The 19020-nt window shown below is 63.0% G+C and carries 19 protein-coding genes; 9 read left to right on the forward strand and 10 right to left on the reverse strand.

What is annotated here, in order from left to right:
* Positions 1-9: 9 nt before the first annotated feature.
* The 4 genes from IAE33_RS11315 to IAE33_RS11330 all read right to left on the reverse strand — a co-directional run bounded on the left by IAE33_RS11315 (position 10) and on the right by IAE33_RS11330 (position 3449).
* A complete protein-coding gene (locus tag IAE33_RS11315; protein WP_028631732.1) occupies positions 10-510 on the reverse strand; it encodes a GreA/GreB family elongation factor in 501 nt (166 codons plus the stop codon).
* A 66-nt stretch (positions 511-576) separates the two neighbouring features.
* A complete protein-coding gene (locus IAE33_RS11320) occupies positions 577-933 on the reverse strand; it encodes a hypothetical protein (RefSeq protein ID WP_201163597.1) in 357 nt (118 codons plus the stop codon).
* 98 nt (positions 934-1031) lie between these two features.
* Positions 1032-2885 (reverse strand): Lnb N-terminal periplasmic domain-containing protein, encoded by a 1854-nt coding sequence (locus IAE33_RS11325; RefSeq protein ID WP_201163571.1) that lies wholly within the window; start codon positions 2883-2885, stop codon positions 1032-1034.
* A gap of 75 nt (positions 2886-2960) precedes the next feature.
* A complete protein-coding gene (locus IAE33_RS11330) occupies positions 2961-3449 on the reverse strand; it encodes a DUF3015 domain-containing protein (protein WP_028631729.1) in 489 nt (162 codons plus the stop codon).
* A gap of 251 nt (positions 3450-3700) precedes the next feature.
* Here IAE33_RS11330 and IAE33_RS11335 point away from each other — a divergent pair, with 251 nt between their 5' ends.
* The 4 genes from IAE33_RS11335 to IAE33_RS11350 all read left to right on the forward strand — a co-directional run bounded on the left by IAE33_RS11335 (position 3701) and on the right by IAE33_RS11350 (position 7919).
* Positions 3701-6139, forward strand: a complete 2439-nt coding sequence (locus IAE33_RS11335) for a Lon protease family protein (RefSeq protein WP_201163572.1) — start codon at positions 3701-3703, stop codon at positions 6137-6139.
* 158 nt (positions 6140-6297) lie between these two features.
* Entirely contained in the window at positions 6298-6636 is a 339-nt protein-coding gene (locus IAE33_RS11340) for a PA4575 family protein (RefSeq protein ID WP_201163573.1), read from the forward strand.
* Between the two features lie 84 nt (positions 6637-6720).
* Positions 6721-7209, forward strand: coding sequence for a TIGR00645 family protein (locus IAE33_RS11345; protein ID WP_028631726.1), 489 nt, complete (start codon positions 6721-6723; stop codon positions 7207-7209).
* A 92-nt stretch (positions 7210-7301) separates the two neighbouring features.
* A complete protein-coding gene (locus IAE33_RS11350; RefSeq protein ID WP_201163574.1) occupies positions 7302-7919 on the forward strand; it encodes an FKBP-type peptidyl-prolyl cis-trans isomerase in 618 nt (205 codons plus the stop codon).
* 153 nt (positions 7920-8072) lie between these two features.
* Here IAE33_RS11350 and IAE33_RS11355 read toward each other — a convergent pair whose 3' ends face one another.
* The 3 genes from IAE33_RS11355 to IAE33_RS11365 form a co-directional block, all read right to left on the reverse strand.
* Positions 8073-8318: a PA4570 family protein gene (locus IAE33_RS11355; protein ID WP_028631724.1), complete on the reverse strand. Its 246-nt coding sequence runs from the start codon at positions 8316-8318 to the stop codon at positions 8073-8075.
* Positions 8319-8401: 83 nt separating this feature from the next.
* Positions 8402-8743, reverse strand: coding sequence for a zinc ribbon domain-containing protein YjdM (locus tag IAE33_RS11360; protein WP_009686103.1), 342 nt, complete (start codon positions 8741-8743; stop codon positions 8402-8404).
* 160 nt (positions 8744-8903) lie between these two features.
* Positions 8904-9872: a polyprenyl synthetase family protein gene (locus tag IAE33_RS11365; RefSeq protein WP_201163575.1), complete on the reverse strand. Its 969-nt coding sequence runs from the start codon at positions 9870-9872 to the stop codon at positions 8904-8906.
* Positions 9873-10116: 244 nt separating this feature from the next.
* On the opposite strand from IAE33_RS11365, the gene rplU reads away from it, so the two are divergent.
* The 5 genes from rplU (at position 10117) to IAE33_RS11390 (ending at position 13807) form a co-directional block, all read left to right on the forward strand.
* Positions 10117-10431: a 50S ribosomal protein L21 gene (gene rplU / locus IAE33_RS11370; protein WP_003247466.1), complete on the forward strand. Its 315-nt coding sequence runs from the start codon at positions 10117-10119 to the stop codon at positions 10429-10431.
* A 38-nt stretch (positions 10432-10469) separates the two neighbouring features.
* The gene (gene rpmA / locus IAE33_RS11375) at positions 10470-10727 is read left to right on the forward strand and encodes a 50S ribosomal protein L27 (RefSeq protein ID WP_003247464.1); all 258 of its coding nucleotides are present in this window, start codon (positions 10470-10472) and stop codon (positions 10725-10727) included.
* A 188-nt stretch (positions 10728-10915) separates the two neighbouring features.
* Complete coding sequence (cgtA, locus tag IAE33_RS11380) at positions 10916-12142, forward strand: Obg family GTPase CgtA (RefSeq protein WP_028631721.1); 1227 nt, start codon at positions 10916-10918, stop codon at positions 12140-12142.
* 85 nt (positions 12143-12227) lie between these two features.
* Positions 12228-13346, forward strand: coding sequence for a glutamate 5-kinase (gene proB, locus IAE33_RS11385; RefSeq protein ID WP_201163576.1), 1119 nt, complete (start codon positions 12228-12230; stop codon positions 13344-13346).
* A 2-nt stretch (positions 13347-13348) separates the two neighbouring features.
* Positions 13349-13807 (forward strand): CreA family protein, encoded by a 459-nt coding sequence (locus IAE33_RS11390; RefSeq protein WP_442967367.1) that lies wholly within the window; start codon positions 13349-13351, stop codon positions 13805-13807.
* Positions 13808-14146: 339 nt separating this feature from the next.
* Here the strand turns inward: IAE33_RS11390 and mksF are convergent, their stop codons facing one another.
* From mksF to mksB, 3 genes are read right to left on the reverse strand one after another with little or no spacing between them, the layout of a single operon-like run.
* The gene (gene mksF, locus IAE33_RS11395; protein ID WP_028631718.1) at positions 14147-16978 is read right to left on the reverse strand and encodes an Mks condensin complex protein MksF; all 2832 of its coding nucleotides are present in this window, start codon (positions 16976-16978) and stop codon (positions 14147-14149) included.
* Positions 16975-17682 carry an Mks condensin complex protein MksE gene (gene mksE, locus IAE33_RS11400; RefSeq protein WP_201163578.1) on the reverse strand — a complete coding sequence of 236 codons (708 nt, stop codon included), beginning with the start codon at positions 17680-17682 and terminating at the stop codon, positions 16975-16977. Before mksE ends, mksF begins: the two co-directional genes overlap by 4 nt.
* Positions 17672-18961, reverse strand: coding sequence for an Mks condensin complex protein MksB (gene mksB / locus IAE33_RS11405; RefSeq protein WP_201163579.1), 1290 nt, complete (start codon positions 18959-18961; stop codon positions 17672-17674). The genes mksE and mksB overlap by 11 nt, the downstream gene beginning before the upstream one ends.
* Positions 18962-19020 lie beyond the last annotated feature (59 nt).

Here is a 19020-nt window from a genome sequence, read left to right on the forward strand (position 1 = left end):
GTCGCGGCCCTAGTCTGCTTCACCGTCGATCCGCACAACCTCGATCACCCGATCACCCGCTGGTCGGTGCCACGCCACCTCGTCCCCGGGCTCAGCACCGAGCAGCGCCCGCCCCAGGGGCGAGCCCCAGTTGATCAGCCCGCGCCCCGCGTCGGCCTGGTCTTCACCCACCAACTGCACGGTCTGCTCCAGCCCATCTTCATCAGCAAACGTGACGCGGCTGCCGATGGCGACCTTGCTGGATGACTGGGCAGGGGGCATCACCTGGGCGCTCTGCACGCGCAGGGTGAAGTAACGCAGGTCACGCTCCGTGTCGGCCAACCGCTGCTTGTCACCGCGCTCACCCTGCGCCGCCAGCTCACTGCGCAAGGTGTTGAGGCTGGCCACGCGGGCCTGCAACTGGCGCAGGCCACTGGCGGTTACATAGTTGGGTTGTTCACTGACATGCCGCTCTACCGGTTGATCGGCCTGGGCAGCGGCTTGGTCTTCGTTGACGAATGCTCGGCTCATGGCGGCCTCCTTGTGCAGAAGACCATCATGGCAGGCTGAGGGTTTCAACGAATGCCCAGTAGCGACTCAGTCGGGGCGCCAGGCCCGGGCTGCGCCGCGGTCCTTTTCCTGCTGCCAGTCACGGTCGCGCTGGTCCCAGAAGCGCTGGTGGTATTGCTGCTGCTCGGCGCTGTCCTGCGTAGCCTTGCACTGGCGGAAACCATCGTCCCAGCCGGTTTCATACTGCGGCTCGTGCAGGTAGCGCGGCACGTTCTTGCGAAAGTCGCCCACCATCACACCGGCGGCCTGCCGGCCACTGCTGCACCCATCCTGAAAGCCGTCGGCATAGGCGGGGGGGTAGCCGCGCCCGACCATCTGCTCGTGGGTGCTTTCACACCCCGCCAGCAGCAACGCAACGCACAAGCCCAACCCGTACCGCCACATGGCCACCCACCCTCCAGCTGTTGATAACCAGTCTAGAGGGCGATTTGTCGCGGTGCTGTCAAAACAGTGTCAAAGAGTCGCGGGTTCTACAGCGAGAGCTAGTAGTGGTACCACTTCACTTCGAGCATCACCTCGTTCTGTGCCGTGGCCAGGTGGCTGAACCCGCGTGAGGCACTTAGACGCAGCCCCAGGTTCTGGCTGATCTCCCACTGCTGGTTCAGGCTCAGGCTGCGGCGTACTTCGCCGTTGGTGAAGTAGTCCCCCTTGGCTTCGAGCGTCATGTTGCCCAGCCCGTTGCGCCACAACAGCCCGCCGTTGAACCCCGCCGCCGGTGCAATGAACTGGGCAAAATCGTTGTGGTGCTCCACCCGCACTGTGCCCAGGGCAAAGCCCAGCAAACCGTCGGCCAGTTGCCAGGTGCCGCCGGCGCCGCCGTTCACGTGGCTGACCAGCACCTCGTCGTCATGCTTGCCCGGTACCCGCTCCAGGCCGCCGGCCACCTGCCATGACCAGGGTTTGAGCAGCTCGTTGCGCGGTGTCAGCGAGCGGATGGTGGCGAGGTCCAGGCGTTGCACCTGCCAGTCATTGCCTTCGTACTGGCGCACCTTCAACTGCAGGATCTCGATCTGGGCGCCGAGCGGGAAGCCATAGGCGTTGTCGTTGAGGTCGTGGTAGGCCATGCGCAGGCCGTACTCGGCGAAGGCGCGGTCTTCCCGGGTACCTACGCCAAGCTGCCAGGTACGCGAATCGTGGCCGTCTTCGGGGAGCCCCGGGCGTTCAATCTGCAAGGGTGGCGGCGGGTTGGTATTGATCGCGCGCAGCAGCTCGAAGCTGCGCTTGGCCTGGCCGGGGTCGCGCTCCTGGCCATTGGCCCGGTAACGCTCCAGGCGATAGGCGGCGTCCTGCACCAGTGCCTGACGCTCCCGGGGCAGTGCCTTGAACTCGGGGCTTTGCAGTTGCGCGGTGTCGGCACTCACGGCCAGCACCTGGCGTTTTTCGTCATGATCCAGCGGTGCTGCCCGCGCCAACAGTTCACGTTCGCGCGAGGGGCGGTAGATTTCGCTGGCCACCAGGCCGGACTGCTTTACCGCCTTGACCGTGTCGGTAGGGATGGCCGTAAGCGGGAACTGCGAGGTCAGGTCCAGGCCTGGGCGCGCCACCTGCAGCAATTCCAGCAGGCGGTAGGAGCAGTTCTCGTCGAAGAAGAAATAGTCGAACTGAATCTGCTTCAGTTCCCACACATGTTCCACCATGCGCCCGGTCTCTTCCGGGGTCAGGTCCAGCTGGTACTCCCACAGGTCGCGGTTTTCCAGGCTGCGGTATTCGGAGAGCTTTTCCTGGTAGGGCATCAGCGCGAACAGGCCAGGGTAGCCGCCCGCCAGGCCTTTCCAGGCATACAGGATGCTGTTGTCGCTGCCTTCGATGTACGCACCGAAGTTGATCGCGTAACTGAGCAGCGTGGTGTCGTCGCTGCGGGTGGTGGACTGGTCGATGCGCAGCAGGGTATGGCCGAACATGGACGAGGGGCTGTTCAGGTAAGCGGCCGGGAAGATCAGCGCCGCGCTGTGTGGGTCGATCGACTGGTACCAGGTCTTGAATTCCTGGCAGTCCGGCTCTGGCAGGCCTTGCAGGCCGAGCTGCTCACGCAGCCAGCGGGTGCGGGCCGGGAACACGCATTGAGCATGCTTGTCGCCAAGGCTTGCCGGTGCGTACAGGGCCTCTACGGTGGCCTTGAGTTCGCGGTCCGGGTGGTGCGCGCCGTCCTGCGCCAGGAAAAACGCATCGTCGTCCACATAGCTGCGCCAGCCACCCAGCTTGCCCGTTTCATAATGACCAAGGGCTATCCAGTAGGGGGTGTTTGCCAGTTGCTGAAGGCGAGCTTGGTCGATGTGCGGGGCGGCATGAACAGGGGCGCAGGCTAACAGCGCTAGGGAAGCGAGGCGTTTGAACATAGGGGGCAGCTACTTCCAGACGATGCCGAAGAGAAGGCGAAACCCGCCCCGGGGCCGGGGCGGGAAAAGCGGCAATTACGCCTCGGTAGCGTACTTGGCCAGGCGTGGGTCGTTCTTCAGAACGGCCAGGGTGTTGCTGTGTACGGTTTCAGCATTGACGTCGGCGCTGCTGAAGATCTGGTTGAAGTGGTCGTGGGTGACCGATGCGAAATAGCCGCGGTCTTCCGGTGCCACGCCCAGTACCACGGCGTAAGTGGTCAGAGCTTCACCCTGGCCCATGGCCATGTCTTCGGAAAGCTCGTTCATCATGCCGTTCATGGCGAACCAGGACTTGCCGCCGTAGGTCAGCGAAGCCTTGGTGGAGCAGCCGTTGGTGCCGGAGGTCATGCCGAAGGTGGCGTTACCGGAAGTGCCGTTGGTGGTGGAAGCCAGGAAGTGCGCAGGGGTGCCGCGCTGGCCTTCGAACAGCATGTTGCCCCAGCCGCAGTTCGGGCCGCCTGGCGCATCGGCCATTGCGTTGAGCGAGGCCACGGTGAACAGAGTACCCAGAAGAATCCGTTTCATAGCTTTATTCTCTATTTGACTTAAACCAAGGGTCAGGTTTCTGGCAACTCGATTGCCAGGTCGGGAAAGCATTTCACCCACCCGCGCAGCTTGGAGTTTAGGCGCGATCTAAAGGTTGCGTCACTGATTGCGAAAAATTTGCCTGCACAAGACACCGTCGCACCTGCGACATAAAGTTTTTATAGCCTTGCAACCCTCGCGCAGGCGGCGCCAGAATGCTGCCATCTGCCCCGCCGAAGTAAGGAAACCCAATGCCCGATCCTGTCGCTGCGCGCCTGCGTCTTGCGCCTGAAGCCCTGACCCGGCGTTTCTCCCCCGAGCAGTTTGCCTTTGCCAATACCGACGATCTGGAGCCGTTTCGCGGAGTCCTGGGCCAGGAACGTGCTGTCGAGGCCCTGCAGTTCGGCGTGGCCATGCCGCGCCCTGGTTACAACGTGTACGTCATGGGCGAGCCCGGTACCGGGCGTTTTTCGTTCGTCAAACGCTACCTCAAGGCCGAGGGCAAGCGTCAGCAGACGCCGGCCGACTGGGTGTACGTCAACCACTTCGACGATAACCGTGAGCCCCGCGCCCTTGAGCTGCCCTCGGGCACGGCCGGTGAATTCATCGCCGACATGGGCGGGTTGATCGACAACCTGCTGGCAACCTTCCCGGCAGTGTTCGAACACCCCTCCTACCAGCAGAAAAAAGGCGCCATCGACCGCGCCTTCAACCAGCGCTATGACCGCGCCCTGGATGTGATCGAGCGTGCATCGCTGGAAAAGGACGTGGCCCTGTACCGCGACGCCAGCAACGTCGCCTTCACCCCGATGGCCGACGGCAAGGCCCTGGACGAAGCTGAATTCGCCCAGTTGCCAGAAGAGGTGCGCGAGCAGTTCCACGAAGACATCGCCCTGCTCGAGGAGCAGCTGAACGAGGAGCTCGCCAGCTTGCCGCAGTGGAAGCGCGAGTCCAACAACCAGCTGCGCCAGCTCAACGAAGAAACCATCACCCTGGCGCTGCAGCCGCTGCTGGCGCCATTGTCGGAAAAATACGCCGAAAATGCGGCCGTGTGCGCTTACTTGCAGTCGGTGCAGCTGAACCTGCTGCGCACTGTGGTCGAGCAACTGGTCGATGACAGCAAGACCGACGCCGTGGCGCGCAAGCTCCTCGAGGAGCAATACGCGCCGAGCCTGATGGTTGGCCATCATGTCGATGGCGGTGCGCCGGTGGTGTTCGAACCGCACCCCACCTACGACAACCTGTTCGGCCGTATCGAATACAGCACCGACCAGGGCGCGCTGTACACCTCCTACCGCCAACTGCGCCCCGGCGCGTTGCACCGTGCCAATGGCGGCTTCCTGATTCTTGAAGCCGAGAAGATGTTCGGCGAGCCGTTTGTATGGGATGCCCTCAAGCGTGCCTTGCAGTCGCGCAAACTCAAGATGGAATCGCCGTTGGGCGAGCTGGGCCGTGTCGCCACCGTCAGCCTGACCCCGCAGATGATCCCGCTGAACGTGAAGCTGATCATCATCGGCTCGCGCCAGTTGTATTACGCGCTGCAAGACCACGACCCGGACTTCCAGGAGATGTTCCGGGTGCTGGTGGACTTCGACGAAGACATGCCCATGGTCGACGAAAACCTGGAGCAGTTCGCCCAGCTGTTGCGCACCCGCACCAACGAGGAGGGCATGGCCCCGCTGACCAGTGACGCCGTGGCGCGGCTGGCTACCTACAGCGCCCGGCTGGCGGAAAACCAGTCGCGCCTTTCTGCCCGTATCGGCGACCTGTTCCAGCTGGTGAGCGAAGCGGATTTCATCCGCCAGCTGGCCAGTGACGAGATGACCGATGCCGGCCACATCGAGCGTGCGCTCAAGGCCAAGGCCACGCGTACCGGGCGTGTTTCACAGCGGGTGCTGGATGACATGCTGGCCGGCATCATCCTGATCGACACACAGGGCGCAGCCATCGGCAAGTGCAACGGGCTGACCGTGCTGGAAGTGGGCGACTCGGCCTTCGGCATGCCGGCGCGTATCTCCGCCACCGTGTACCCGGGCGGCAGCGGTATCGTCGACATCGAGCGTGAGGTCAACCTGGGCCAGCCGATCCATTCCAAGGGGGTGATGATTCTCACCGGGTACCTGGGTAGCCGTTATGCCCAGGAGTTCCCACTGGCCATCTCTGCCAGTATTGCCCTGGAACAGTCTTACGGTTACGTGGACGGCGACAGCGCCTCGCTGGGCGAGGCTTGCACGCTGATTTCCGCCCTATCGCGCACGCCGCTCAAGCAATGCTTTGCCATCACCGGTTCCATCAACCAGTTTGGTGAGGTGCAGGCAGTGGGTGGGGTGAACGAGAAGATCGAAGGGTTCTTCCGCCTGTGCGAGGCACGTGGCCTGACGGGCGAGCAGGGTGTGATCATCCCGCGCGCCAACGTTGCCACGCTGATGCTCGACGAACGCGTGCTGCAGGCAGTGGAGAACGGCGTGTTCCACGTGTATGCGGTCAGCCAGGCAGACGAGGCTCTTAGCCTGCTGGTGGGCGAGGAGGCCGGGGCGCCCGACGAAAAAGGCCAGTTCACCGAAGGCAGTGTCAATGCGCGCGTGGTCGAACGGCTGCGGGAGATCGCCGAGATGATCAGCGAGGAAGACATCGAGAAGGCAGAAAAAGAACGCCTCGAAGAGGTGATCGCCCAAGCCAAGCCGGCTTGAGTCAATAAACCGGCGCTGGCGGCCATGTGCTACCGTTCGGCGCCGGTTTTCCATCTTTTCTCGCTGTTCCTCTATGCTGGAACTTAGGGACAGCATCAAGGTTCAGGATGGAAACGGCCTGGTGTTCAGGCCGATCTCGGCTCTAGGGGGACGCGGCCATGCGCAACCTCAGCCTCACTCGCCAGTGCCTGGGCCTGGTGACCCGAATTGAATGCAGCATTCGCCCGCTGGCCGGCGATACTGGTATGTGGACGTTGCTGTTCGCTGCCGGCATGGCCGGCGAGCAACCGTCGGCCATCAAGGCCCAGGGGCCGTTTCACGGGCCTGTGGTGGCAGAATCGGTGTTGAACGCCATTGTCGACAGCCTGACCTTGCACGGTTACCAGTTGAGCGAAGACCCGCAGATCTGGTGCCTGCATCTTCAGGCGCAGTTGCGGCGGATCAATGGCGAACGGTGCAGGAACCTGGGTGATTACCAGTTTCATCCTGAGAGTTGAGGCAAGGGCCTGGGCTTTTGCTGGAACAGGTGGCTGGCTATACTCGCCGTCGTTTTTCCAGTCACCTACGAGCCCCAACCCTCCATGGAACGTATTCTTGAAAATGCGATGTATGCCTCTCGCTGGCTGCTCGCTCCCATTTACTTCGGCCTGTCCCTGGGCCTGCTGGCGCTGGCGCTGAAGTTTTTCCAGGAAGTGGTTCACGTCCTGCCCAATGTCTTCGCCCTTAGCGAAGCCGACCTGATCCTGGTGATTCTGTCGCTGATCGACATGTCGCTGGTAGGCGGCCTGCTGGTGATGGTGATGATTTCCGGCTACGAGAACTTCGTCTCGCAGCTGGACATCGATGAGAGCAAGGAAAAGCTCAACTGGCTGGGCAAGATGGACTCCTCGTCGCTGAAGATGAAGGTCGCCGCCTCGATCGTGGCCATCTCGTCCATCCACCTGCTGCGCGTGTTCATGGACGCCCAGAACATCTCCACCGAATACCTGATGTGGTATGTGATCATTCACATGACCTTCGTGCTGTCGGCGTTCTGCATGGGTTACCTGGACAAGCTCACCAAGCACTGAGCCGCTTGCCGCTGGCAGCCAGCAGTGTGCTAGGCTGCTGGCCCTTTTCACCAAGGGCGCGGCTTCGCTGCGCCCTGCTGCGGAGCATGACAATGTCCGAACTCAACCTGTCTACCGACGAAACCCGCGTCAGCTACGGCATCGGCCGTCAGCTGGGTGGCCAGCTGCGTGACAACCCGCCACCGGGCGTCAGCCTGGAAGCCATTCTGGCCGGCCTGACCGACGCGTTCAACGGTGCAGACAGCCGCGTTAGCGAAGCCGATCTGTCGGCCAGCTTCAAGGTTATCCGCGAAGTGATGCAGGCCGAAGCGGCTGCCAAGGCTGAAGCCGCTGCTGGCGCTGGCAAGCAGTTCCTGGCCGACAATGCCAAACGTGATGGCATCACCACCCTGGCCTCTGGCCTGCAGTTCGAAGTGCTCACCGCAGGTGAAGGCGCCAAGCCGTCCCGCGAAGACAGCGTGCGCACCCACTACCATGGCACCCTGATCGACGGCACCGTGTTCGATAGCTCGTACGATCGTGGCCAGCCGGCTGAATTCCCGGTGGGTGGTGTGATTGCTGGCTGGACCGAAGCCTTGCAACTGATGAATGCCGGCAGCAAATGGCGCCTGTATGTACCGAGCGAGCTGGCCTACGGCGCGCAAGGTGTGGGCAGCATCCCGCCGCACAGCGTACTGGTGTTCGACGTCGAGCTGCTGGACGTTCTGTAATGCCCTGAGGGCCGCATTTGTGGGAGCGGGTTCACCCGCGAAGCAGGCAGCGCGGTGCATGGCACCGGCTTCGCCGGTATTCGCGGGTAAACCCGCTCCCACAGCGGTTGCGCCAACGCTCAGATTGTGTGGGCGACAGTGGCTCCACAGAGGTCAATTCCAGTCTGTTCCGCCTGGGCGCAAGGCCCGTGCATAACAGAACAGAAACAGGTTGCGCACCAGCTCCTTCAATACCCCGGGCTCGCTCGAGTTCAGGCCATTCATGTCCAGGTCGCCCTGGTCACGCAATTCGTCCAGTGCTTCTTCCTCGAGCACCGCGCACACCTCACCGGTTTCCCGATGAAGGATGCGCAGGTAGGGGTGAGGGCGGTCCAGCCAGGCGTCTATCAGATAAGTCATGACCATTCTCCTTGGATAGCTTTCCAATGAGAATAATTCTTATTATCAAAATAGCAAGAACCAATTGGCGGATTCTTGTGAAATCAGACCTTGCGCACGAACTCGGACTTCAGCTTCATGGCGCCGATGCCGTCGATCTTGCAGTCGATATCATGGTCGCCGTCGCACAGGCGAATGTTCTTGACCTTGGTACCCACCTTGACCACCAGGGAGGAACCCTTGACCTTGAGGTCTTTGATGACGGTGACGGTATCACCATCCTGCAGGATGTTGCCCACCGAATCCTTTTTCACCACCTCGTCGCTGGCCGCCTCGGCGTCGCCGCTGGCCGACCACTCGTGGGCGCACTCTGGGCAGATCAGCTGAGTGCCATCCTCGTAGGTGTATTCGGAGTTGCATTTCGGGCAGGGTGGCAAAGTACTCACTTCGGTTCCTCTAACAGGCGGGTGTCTAAAAACCCACATTGTAAAAGGTATTGCTGCAGAAGTGATTTTGTCCGGACAAATGCAGGCGCGGGCAAAACCCACTCCCACAACGGCACCGATGCAGGAGCGGGCTCGCCCGCGACAGAGGCGATGCGGCCTGTCAGTGAGTGCGCGCGACCGCGAACTCGCTCAGCTCCACCAGTGCGTCCCGGTACTCGCTGGCCGGCAGCACTTCGAGGCATTCGATGGCGCGTTTCACGTAGCTGCGCGCCATTTCAGCGGTGTATTTGAGGGCGCCGGATGCCTCCACCGCTGCGCGGATCTGCTCGAGGTCTTCCAGGCCGCCTTTCTGGATAGCCTTGCGCACCAGCGCAGCCTGCTCGGCGGTGCCTTCGCGCATGGTGTAGATCAGCGGCAGGGTCGGCTTGCCTTCGGCCAGGTCGTCGCCCACGTTCTTGCCCAGGGCCTCTGCATCGCCTTCGTAGTCGAGCAGGTCGTCCACCAGCTGGAAGGCCACGCCCAGGTGGTCACCGAAGGTGCGTAGCGCCTCGCGCTGGGCGTCGGTGGCCTGGGCCAGCGCGGCGGCGCTGTGGGTGGACGCTTCGAACAGCATGGCGGTCTTGCCACGGATGACGTCCATGTAGACGTCCTCGGTGGTGCTGGCATCGCGCACCCGCGACAGCTGCAGCACTTCGCCTTCGGCGATCACGCGGGTGGCCTTGGACAGGATCTGCATCACCGGCATGGAGTTCAGCTCGACCATCATTTCGAACGAGCGGGAATAAAGGAAGTCGCCTACCAGCACGCTGGGGGCGTTACCCCACAGTGCATTGGCGGTGGAGCGACCGCGGCGCATGCCGGACATGTCGACCACATCGTCGTGCAGCAGGGTGGCGGTGTGCAGAAATTCGATGGTGGCGGCCAGCAGGCGCAGGTCGTCGCCCTGGTGCCCAAAGGCCTTGCCACACAGCAGCACCAGCAGCGGGCGCAGACGCTTGCCACCGGCGGACGTGATATAGTCGCCGATCTTCGATACCAACGGCACGCGCGAGGTCAGCTGCTTCTTGATGATCTCGTCGACGGCGCTGAAATCGTCAGCCACCGCACGGTAGAAGGTTTGGGGTTGCATCGGCTGCTCCAGTGAGGTTGCGCGGCATGCTAGGTTGCGGGTCCCGGTGTGTCAAGGCACGGTGCCAGTCGGCCGGGGGCGGTACTTGCAAGCAAAACCCGGGTTGCGTACAATCGCGCACCCTAACTTCCTGGGCAGCACCTGCCTTACGCAATTGCGCCGGGCCGTTCCAGCCCTGTGCAGCCATGCCAGCCAATACTCATCATATAAAGCGCTGGGTGAGCAGGATTATCGGAGAAATACCATGTCTTACGCAGTAATCGTTACCGGCGGCAAGCAGTACAAAGTCGCTGAAGGTGAATTCCTCAAGATCGAAAAACTGGAAGTCGCCACTGGCGAATCCGTGACCTTCGATCGCGTCCTGCTGGTCGCCAACGGTGAAGAAGTCACCATCGGTGCTCCAGTTGTTGCTGGCGCTAAAGTAGTGGCCGAAGTCGTTTCGCAAGGCCGCCACGACAAGGTTCGCATCATCAAGTTCCGTCGTCGTAAGCACCACATGAAGCGTATGGGCCACCGCCAGTGGTTCACCGAGATCAAAATCACCGGCATCCAGGCTTAATCCCCTAGATCCCCTGAATTTATTTGGAGAATTGAACCATGGCTCACAAGAAGGCTGGTGGTAGTACTCGTAACGGTCGCGACTCAGAATCGAAACGCCTTGGCGTGAAGATGTATGGCGGCCAGGTTATCAAGCCCGGCAACATCATCGTCCGTCAGCGCGGCACCGAATTCCACGCTGGCTACGGCGTTGGCATGGGCAAGGACCACACCTTGTTCGCCAAGATCGAAGGCGTGATCAAGTTCGAGAAGAAAGGCGAGTTCATGCGCCGTTACGTGAGCATCGTCGCCGCTTAATCGCGACGTCGCTCCAGAAGCCCCGTCATGCGACGGGGCTTTTTCGTTTGTGGTGAGCCTCTTGCAAAGCTGTTTGTCTGGGTTGCCGGCGTTGGTTTCTACGGTCGTACGGGGCCGCCGCGCTCATTTTTGCAAGAGCCTCATGTTTTTGAGTCATTCAACTCGTCTAGCGACGAGAGGCGGTTTTAATGAAGTTTGTTGACGAAGTATCCATTCGGGTCAAGGCCGGCGACGGCGGCAACGGTTGCATGAGCTTCCGTCGCGAAAAATTCATCGAGAACGGTGGCCCCAACGGTGGTGACGGCGGTGACGGCGGCTCGGTGTACATGGTTGCCGACGAAAACCTCAACACCCTGGTCGACTATCGCTACACCCGTCACCACGAAGCCCAGCGCGGCTCCAATGGCGGCAGCACCGATTGCACCGGCAAGAAGGGTGAAGACCTGTTCCTGCGCGTGCCGGTGGGCACCACCGTGATCGACGCTTCCACCCAGGAGGTGATTGGTGACCTGGTTACCCCAGGCCAGAAACTGATGGTCGCCCAGGGCGGCTGGCACGGCCTGGGCAACACCCGCTTCAAGTCCAGCACCAACCGTGCGCCGCGCCAGACCACCCCAGGCAAGCCGGGCGACCAGCGCGACCTGAAGATGGAAATGAAAGTGCTCGCCGACGTCGGCCTGCTGGGCTTGCCCAACGCTGGCAAGAGCACCTTCATCCGCTCGGTATCGGCCGCCAAGCCGAAAGTGGCCGACTACCCGTTCACCACCCTGGTGCCAAACCTGGGTGTGGTCAGTGTCGACCGCTGGAAGAGCTTCGTCATCGCCGACATCCCCGGCCTGATCGAAGGCGCTTCCGAGGGGGCTGGCCTGGGTATTCGCTTCCTCAAGCACCTTGCGCGCACCCGTGTGCTGCTGCACCTAGTCGACATCGCGCCGCTGGACGAAAGCAGCCCGGCCGATGCCGCAGAAGTCATCGTCAACGAGTTGACCCGCTTCAGCCCGTCGCTGGCCGAACGTGAGCGTTGGCTGGTGCTGAACAAGTCGGACATGGTCATGGACGATGAGCGTGATGAACGTGTGCAGGAAGTGATCGACCGCCTGCAGTGGGAAGGCCCGGTCTACGTGATCTCGGCCATCTCCAAGCAAGGCACCGACAAGCTCAGCCACGACCTGATGCGCTACCTCGAAGACCGCGCCGACCGCCTGGCCAACGACCCGGCCTACGCCGAAGAACTGGCCGACCTCGACCAGCGCATCGAAGACGAAGCCCGTGCCCAGTTGCAGGCCCTGGACGATGCCCGCACCTTGCGCCGCACTGGCGTGAAGAGCGTGCACGATATCGGCGACGACGACGGCTGGGACGATGATTTCGAGGACGACGAAGACGGCCCGGAAATCATTTACGTGCGCGACTGACCGGTTGCAGTACACTAAACGCCGCTCTCTGGAGCGGCGTTTTTGTATCCACGGTATCTACAGATTCGACATAGGTTGGAAGAAGATGCGAAGCAAGGTGACGGGCGCCAGGCGCTGGGTCGTGAAGATTGGCAGTGCGCTGCTGACCGCCGATGGCAAAGGCCTCGACCGCGGTGCCATGGCCGTGTGGGTCGAGCAGATGGTCGCGCTGCGCGAGGCAGGGGTTGAGCTGGTACTGGTCTCTTCCGGGGCCGTGGCGGCTGGCATGAGCCAGCTGGGCTGGACGTCGCGACCGAGTGCGATGAACGAACTGCAGGCCGCCGCTTCCATTGGCCAGATGCGCTTGGTGCAGGCCTGGGAGTCCAGCTTCGGCGAGCATGGCAAGCACACCGCACAGATCCTGCTGACCCATGACGACCTGTCCGACCGCAAGCGTTACCTGAACGCCCGCAGCACCCTGCGCACCCTGGTTGAGCTGGGCGTGGTGCCGGTGATCAACGAGAACGACACCGTCGTCACCGACGAAATCCGCTTTGGCGACAACGATACCTTGGCGGCACTGGTGGCCAACCTGGTAGAGGCTGACCTGCTGGTGATCCTTACCGACCGTGACGGCATGTTCGACGCCGACCCGCGCAACAACCCAAATGCCCAGCTGATCAGCGAAGCCCGCGCCGATGACCCGGCGCTGGATGCGGTGGCGGGTGGAACCGGCGGTGCCCTAGGCCGTGGCGGCATGCAGACCAAGCTGCGCGCAGCGCGCCTGGCGGCGCGTTCCGGGGCCCATACCATCATCATCGGTGGGCGCATCGAGCGTGTGCTCGACCGCCTCAAGTCCGGCGAGCAGCTGGGTACACTGTTGTCGCCCGAGCGTGGCATGCTGGCCGCCCGCAAGCAGTGGCTGGCGGGGCATTTGCAAACCCGTGGCACCCTGGTGCTGGATGCCGGTGCCGTGCAGGCCCTGCGCCAGGCCAACAAGAGCCTGCTGCCGGTAGGCGTCAAGACCGTGCAGGGCAGCTTCCGCCGCGGCGAAATGGTGGTGTGCGTGGGCCCCGATGGCCTGGAGGTCGCACGCGGCCTGGCCAACTACAGTGCCCTGGAAGCGCAGAAAATTATTGGCCAGCCGTCCGATGCCATCGAGACGATACTGGGTTACAGCGCCGAGCCTGAGCTGGTGCATCGCGACAATCTGGTACTGGTATGACTATGCTGAAAAAGATCTTTGCCGTGGCGGCGCTGGCGCTGCCCATGCTGGCCGGCGCCGAGGAAATCGGCCAGGTATCCACTGTCTTCAAGTTCCTGGGGCCGAACGACCGCATTGTGGTCGAAGCGTTTGACGACCCCAAGGTCGAGGGCGTGACCTGCTACCTGTCTCGAGCCAAGACCGGCGGGGTGAAAGGTGGGCTGGGGTTGGCCGAGGACCGTGCGGAAGCGTCGATTGCCTGCCGTCAGGTTGGGCCGATCAGCTTCAAGGGCGACCTGAAGGATGGCGACGTGGTGTTCAAGGAGCGCACCTCGCTGGTGTTCAAGACCATGCAGGTGGTGCGCTTCCTGGACAAGAAGCGCAACACGCTGGTGTACCTGGTATACAGCGACCGCATTGTGGAAGGCAGCCCGCAAAACGCCGTGACCGCGATCCCGATTCTGCCTTGGGCACAGCAGTAACCCTGTAGCAGCACTAACCCTGCTGCTACAACATCAATCCTGTGGGAACAACTGTATTCCACAAAATCTGAATGCTGGCGCAATCCACCGTGTGGGAACGGCTTCAGCCGCGAACACCGGCGAAGCCGGTGCCATACACCGCGCTGCCTGCTTCGCGGGTGAACCCGCTCCCACAGGGAGTGGGGTTTGCTGGTTAAATCATCGCCCAGCGCGATAGCGTAGAAGCAACTGTGTGCCAAAAATCTGAATGCTGGCGCGATCCTTGTGGGAGCGGGTTCACCCGCGAATAATTGCAGCAGTGCATTATTCGCAGGTAACCCAACCCCCCAAGGTGTACCGTCAGGCCAACTCTTCGGCCTGCCCCTCGCGCACAACCGCCTTCACCTCGTCCAGCCGGCTGATGTACTTCCAGTCCGCCTCGTCGATGTAGATGCCATTGGGGCCGCTGCCCCCTTCCAGGTCAATCGCCACCCGTGCCGACACCTGCGGTTTCACGCTCGCCAGAATCGGCACGAAGCCCAGTTGCAGGCTGGTTTCCAGCAAGGCTGCCTGGTTGCGTTCATCGATGTCGGCAGCTTCGTCCAGGTAGTACGGCAGACGAATGCGGCCGGCCAGGTCGCGGTCCATCAGGTGCAGCAACAGGTACATGTTGGTCAGCGCCTTGATGGTCATGGTGGTGCCGTTGGACGCCGCGCCGTCGATGTCAGCGTGGATCACCGGCTGGCCATTGACCTTGGTGATCTCGAACGCCAGTTCGAACAGGTCCTTGAGCCCCAGTTGGTTGTGGTTGGCCGCCACCAGCCGCGCCAGGTATTCCTTGGCCTCTTCGTTCTTGTTGTCCTGCTCGGCGCTTTGCGTCAGGTCGAACACCGAGAGGGTCTCGCCTTCTTCGTACTGGCCGGCGCTGTGGATGATCTGGTCGATGTGCTTGAGGGCCTCCTTGTTGGGCGCCAGCACCACCCGGAAGCTTTCCAGGTTGGACACCTGGCGCCGGTTGATCTCGCGGTTGAACAAGGCCAGCTGGTGTTCCAGGCTGTCGTAGTCGCTGCGGATGTTGCGCAAGGTGCGGGCGATATCGGTAACCGCTGCGCGGCGAGCCTTGGCCAGGGTCAGCGCCTCGTCGGTGCGGTGGGCATAGGCGTTCACCAGCAGTTGCAGGCGGCGCTCCATGTCGTCCTCGCTGTCGAACTTGGCCACGCCCTTCAGGCGTACCTGGGCGTACAGCGCCTCGATCTGGTTGTCCACACGCTGTAAAGCCTGCCAGCTGTCCTGGTAGTCGTTGAGCAGCGGCAGCAGGTTGTCCATCGAGTCATCGACGGCTTCCATGAACGGCGTGCCGTAGGGCAGGTCGGCAGGCAGCAGCTGGCGGCGGCGCAGGGCGTCGTCGAGCGTGCGTTGCTGGGACTCCAGGTCGCCGATCTGGCGGCCGACCAGCTGCAGCTTGGCCGACAGCTGCTGGACGCGCTCGGTGAAGGCGTCGCTGGAGCGCTTGAGCTCATCCTGGGCGGCCTCCAGTTGCGACAGCTGCTCCAGCTTCTCGGGTTCCTCGGCGGCCAGGGTCTGGCTGCGGCGGAAGTCTTCCAGCGCCTTCTGGGCGTCGAGCACCTGCTGGTACAGGGCTTCTGTCTGCGCCTTGGAGGCGGAGCGGTCGGCGCTGACGGCCTGCTGGGTTTTCAGCTGCCGCAGCTCCTTGTCCAGGCGCTCTTTCTGGTCGCGCAATGCAGCGCGGTCGGCCAACGCCTGAAGCGCAGGCGGGTCGATGTGGGTGAGGTCGATGGAAAGGCCCGGGGCCTCGAAGCGCTCGCCCTTGAAACCGTCGAGTACCGCTTCCAGCGATTTGACCCACAGGTCGCTGTCGTCCAGCTCGATGCCGCGCTCGCCCAGCGGCAGGCTGAACAGGGCGCCGTTGAACAGGCGCATCAGGCGGTCGACGTCCTGCTGCGAAAACTCTTCGCGCAGGCGGGCATAGCTGTTGTTGTCGGCGTGGTCCAGCTGTTGCCTGACTTGTTTCAGGCGTTTTTCCAGGTCGCGTACGCGCTCGTCCAGGTCTTCGGCACTGAACTGGCGAGACTGGGCCAGGGCTCCGGCCAGCTCGTCGTGGGCGTCCTTGGCCGCCAGCAGTTGCTGTTCCAGCACCTTGACGTCGTCGACCAGGGCAAAGCGGTGGCGCAGCACCGACAGCTCACCCAGCCAGCGCTGGATGCCGGTGATTTCCCGCTCCAGGCGCATCAGCTCCTGGGTGCCGCCGCGCTGGTCGTTCTGCAGGCGGTCCTGCTCGCCGCGGTAGTGCTCGGCCTGGATGACCAGCTCTTCCTTGCGCGCCATGGCGTATTCCTGCCAGGTGCCCAGCAGGGTGTCGAGCACCGGCGAAATGCGGTGCAGCTTGCCGCGCAGGATGTCGCGCTGGGCCACGCCACCGGCCAGGGCTTCCACCAGGGGGCCGGCAGCGACCAGGGCGTTGTAGTCCTGCTCCATGCGGCGCACGTCGCGGAAGGCTTCCTCGCACGCGGCAATGTAGTCGACGCTGCCGGAGCGCAGGCTGTGTTCGAAGGCATCCAGGAACAGCTGCTTGAGCTTGGCGGCGGTAATCTCGCGCATGTGCAGCAGGTTGATGAACAGGGCGCGGAACGTTTTCAGGCTCTGCTCGCTGGTGGAGCGCAGCGGGATCAGGGTGAGGTCCAGCGGTATCGAGGTGTGGCCGCCGACCAGCAGCCGGCGCAGCTCGTCGGGCTTCACCTCGTAGGCCTTGATGCCCAAGCGTTCAAGGTTGGTGAACAGCTCTTTCTGGCGCAGGCAGGTGTCGTTCTTCTGGTAGTGGGCCAGGTCCAGCTCGCCTTTGTAGGCGAAGAACTGGTGACCGAAGCCGCCGCCCGGGCCACGGCCGACCACGCCGATCACGTGGGTGCCGTGGGGCAGGCTCAGCTCGCAAAGAATGTACGAGGTGTCGCTGGCGAAGTAGAAGCGGCGCGACTGCTCAAGGCTGTACTTGCCGAAGCTCATGTCCGACATGCGCGCCAGAATGGGGAACTGCAGGGCGTTGATCGACGCCGACTTGCCCAGGTTGTTGGCGCCATACACCGACAGCGGGTGTTCCAGCGGGAACAGGCCGAGGCTGTAGCCCGCCGTGTTGAGCAGTGCGAAGCGGCGGATACCGTAGCGTTCCTGGCTCATGCGTCAATCTCCTGTTGCTCTTCGCGAATGGCCCGCGCCAAGGCCTGCTCCTCGCTCTCTTCGCCCTCGAAGGGGCTGAGGTCCAGCGGGTCGTCGGTGCGGTTGAGTGCTTCGGGGCTTTCTTCCTCGACCAGGGTCGGGGTGGGCAGGGGCAGGTCGCTGTGCAGGGTGGCTGCCAGGTCACGGTCCTGCTGCACGGCCAGGCACACATCGAGAAAACGGTGCATGGGTGGCAGAAAGCGGTAGATGCCGCCTTCTTCGTGGGCAAAGCCGAGCTGGGTCATGCGCCGCAGGATCTTCTCCTCCAGCTCGTCCACCGTCTGTACTTCGGCCTGCAGAAACAGGTCGCGGTACTTGTCCAGCAGCGAGGGCAGTTCGTCACGGCCTATGCTGCCGCCGTCCAGCACGGCCATCGGGTCGCGGCCTTGGTCGGCCAGGTGCTCGACCAGGATGAAGGTGAACAGCGACAGGCGCTGGGCAGTCTTGTTCACCTGCGCCGCGGCCATGTCCGGCACGAAGTAGTAGAAGCCGCGGGTATCGCACACCAGCTCGAAGCCCAGGGCCTTGAACAGGGTGCGGTACTGGTCCTGGAAGTTCGACAATTGGGCGTACAGCTCGGGGTCGCGGCGGCTGACGTGAAAACCTTTGAACAGCTCGCGGAAGATCGGCGCGAGCTGGGACAGTTCGGAAAGATCAAGATGCATGGGCTGGGCTCGCGTTGGTGTCGGTAAGCGCTGTGGTGGCGTCTTCGCGGCTGGAGGTCAGGGCGAACGAGCGCAGGCTGACCCGGTGTTCCTGGGTGGTGTAGTCACGGCGGTCCAGGCGTTGGCGCCTGAAGCGCTTTTCCCGCGAGAGGCGCGAGAACCAGTACAGCAGCTCGTCGGTTGCGCCCTCGGGCTCCTGCTCCAGCAGCCACACCATCAGGTCGGGCAGTGGTAGCGCCTGTTCGCAGCGATCGGTCATTTCCTTGACCGTACGCGGTGCACGGGGCAGGGCGCCGGAGGAAGGCTTGTGGGCCTTGGGGAAACGCGCCGGTTTGGGCTCGAAGCGGGCCAGGGCATACACATAGGCCTCCACCTGGCTGGCACTGCCCAGGAAGGTGCTCTGCGGCCGGGTGAACAGTGGCATGGCAGCCTGCGGCAGGGCGTCCAGGCCCTTGCGGCGGATCACCGAGAGTGCCAGTGCCGCGCCCCGGGTCACGGCGTTGTGTCGGCGCGCCTCTTCACGCAGCGGCAGCAGCAGCTCGCGGGCGTGGCGCAGGGTGAGCTGGGCGCTGGTTTGCATTTCCAGGATGCGCGCGTGGGTGCGCAGCAGCATGTCGTCGTCAACCAGGTGCCCCAGGCGCGCCTGTTCGCCCAGCAGCTTCAGCAGCACGGTTTCTACCTTGCGCACGCCCTGCTCGAAGGCGCCGTCGGCGTTCACCAGCTGGATCATGGGCTCGACGTATTCGTCCCAGGTAGCCAGTACTTCGGCGTAGCGCTGACGCAGGGGGATCTGGCGGTTGCTGGTTTTGGCCCGCTCGGCCACGGCCACCAGGGCCTGCTCGTCATTGTCGAGCTTCTTCAGCACATCGCGCACTCGCATGTCGAGCAGGCGCAGCTGGCGCGCCAGGTCGTCGCTGTCACGGTTGTCGAAGGCATCCTGGATATGCCCGGCCAGGCGCTCCAGGTGGCGCAGGTAGGCTTCGATTTCCAGGCACAGGCCCAGCCGGTGCTCGCGGCGCAGGTAAGCCAGGAAGTCGTGGATCTGGGCGTTGAGCTCGAAGCGGTTGGGGCTCTTGGCCACCGGCACCAGAATATCCAGGCGGATCCACACATCGAGCAGCTGGGTGATGTCCTGCGGGGTGCTTTCGACCTGCTGGCGGGCCACGTGGTGGCGCAGCTCCACCAGGCTCAGGGTGCCCTGGTCGAAGCGCTCGCACAGCGGCTCGATCAAGGCCCAGTGTTCGGCTAGGGCGCGCAGGACGCGCTTGGGTTCGATCATTGGCTTGGGCTCGTTGCCAAGAAAAAGGGGGCGATTGTACTGCATCCGGGGCCTGGGGT

The sequence above is a fragment of the Pseudomonas sp. S60 genome (assembly GCF_016647865.1).
GTDB classification, from domain to species: Bacteria; Pseudomonadota; Gammaproteobacteria; order Pseudomonadales; family Pseudomonadaceae; genus Aquipseudomonas; species Aquipseudomonas parafulva.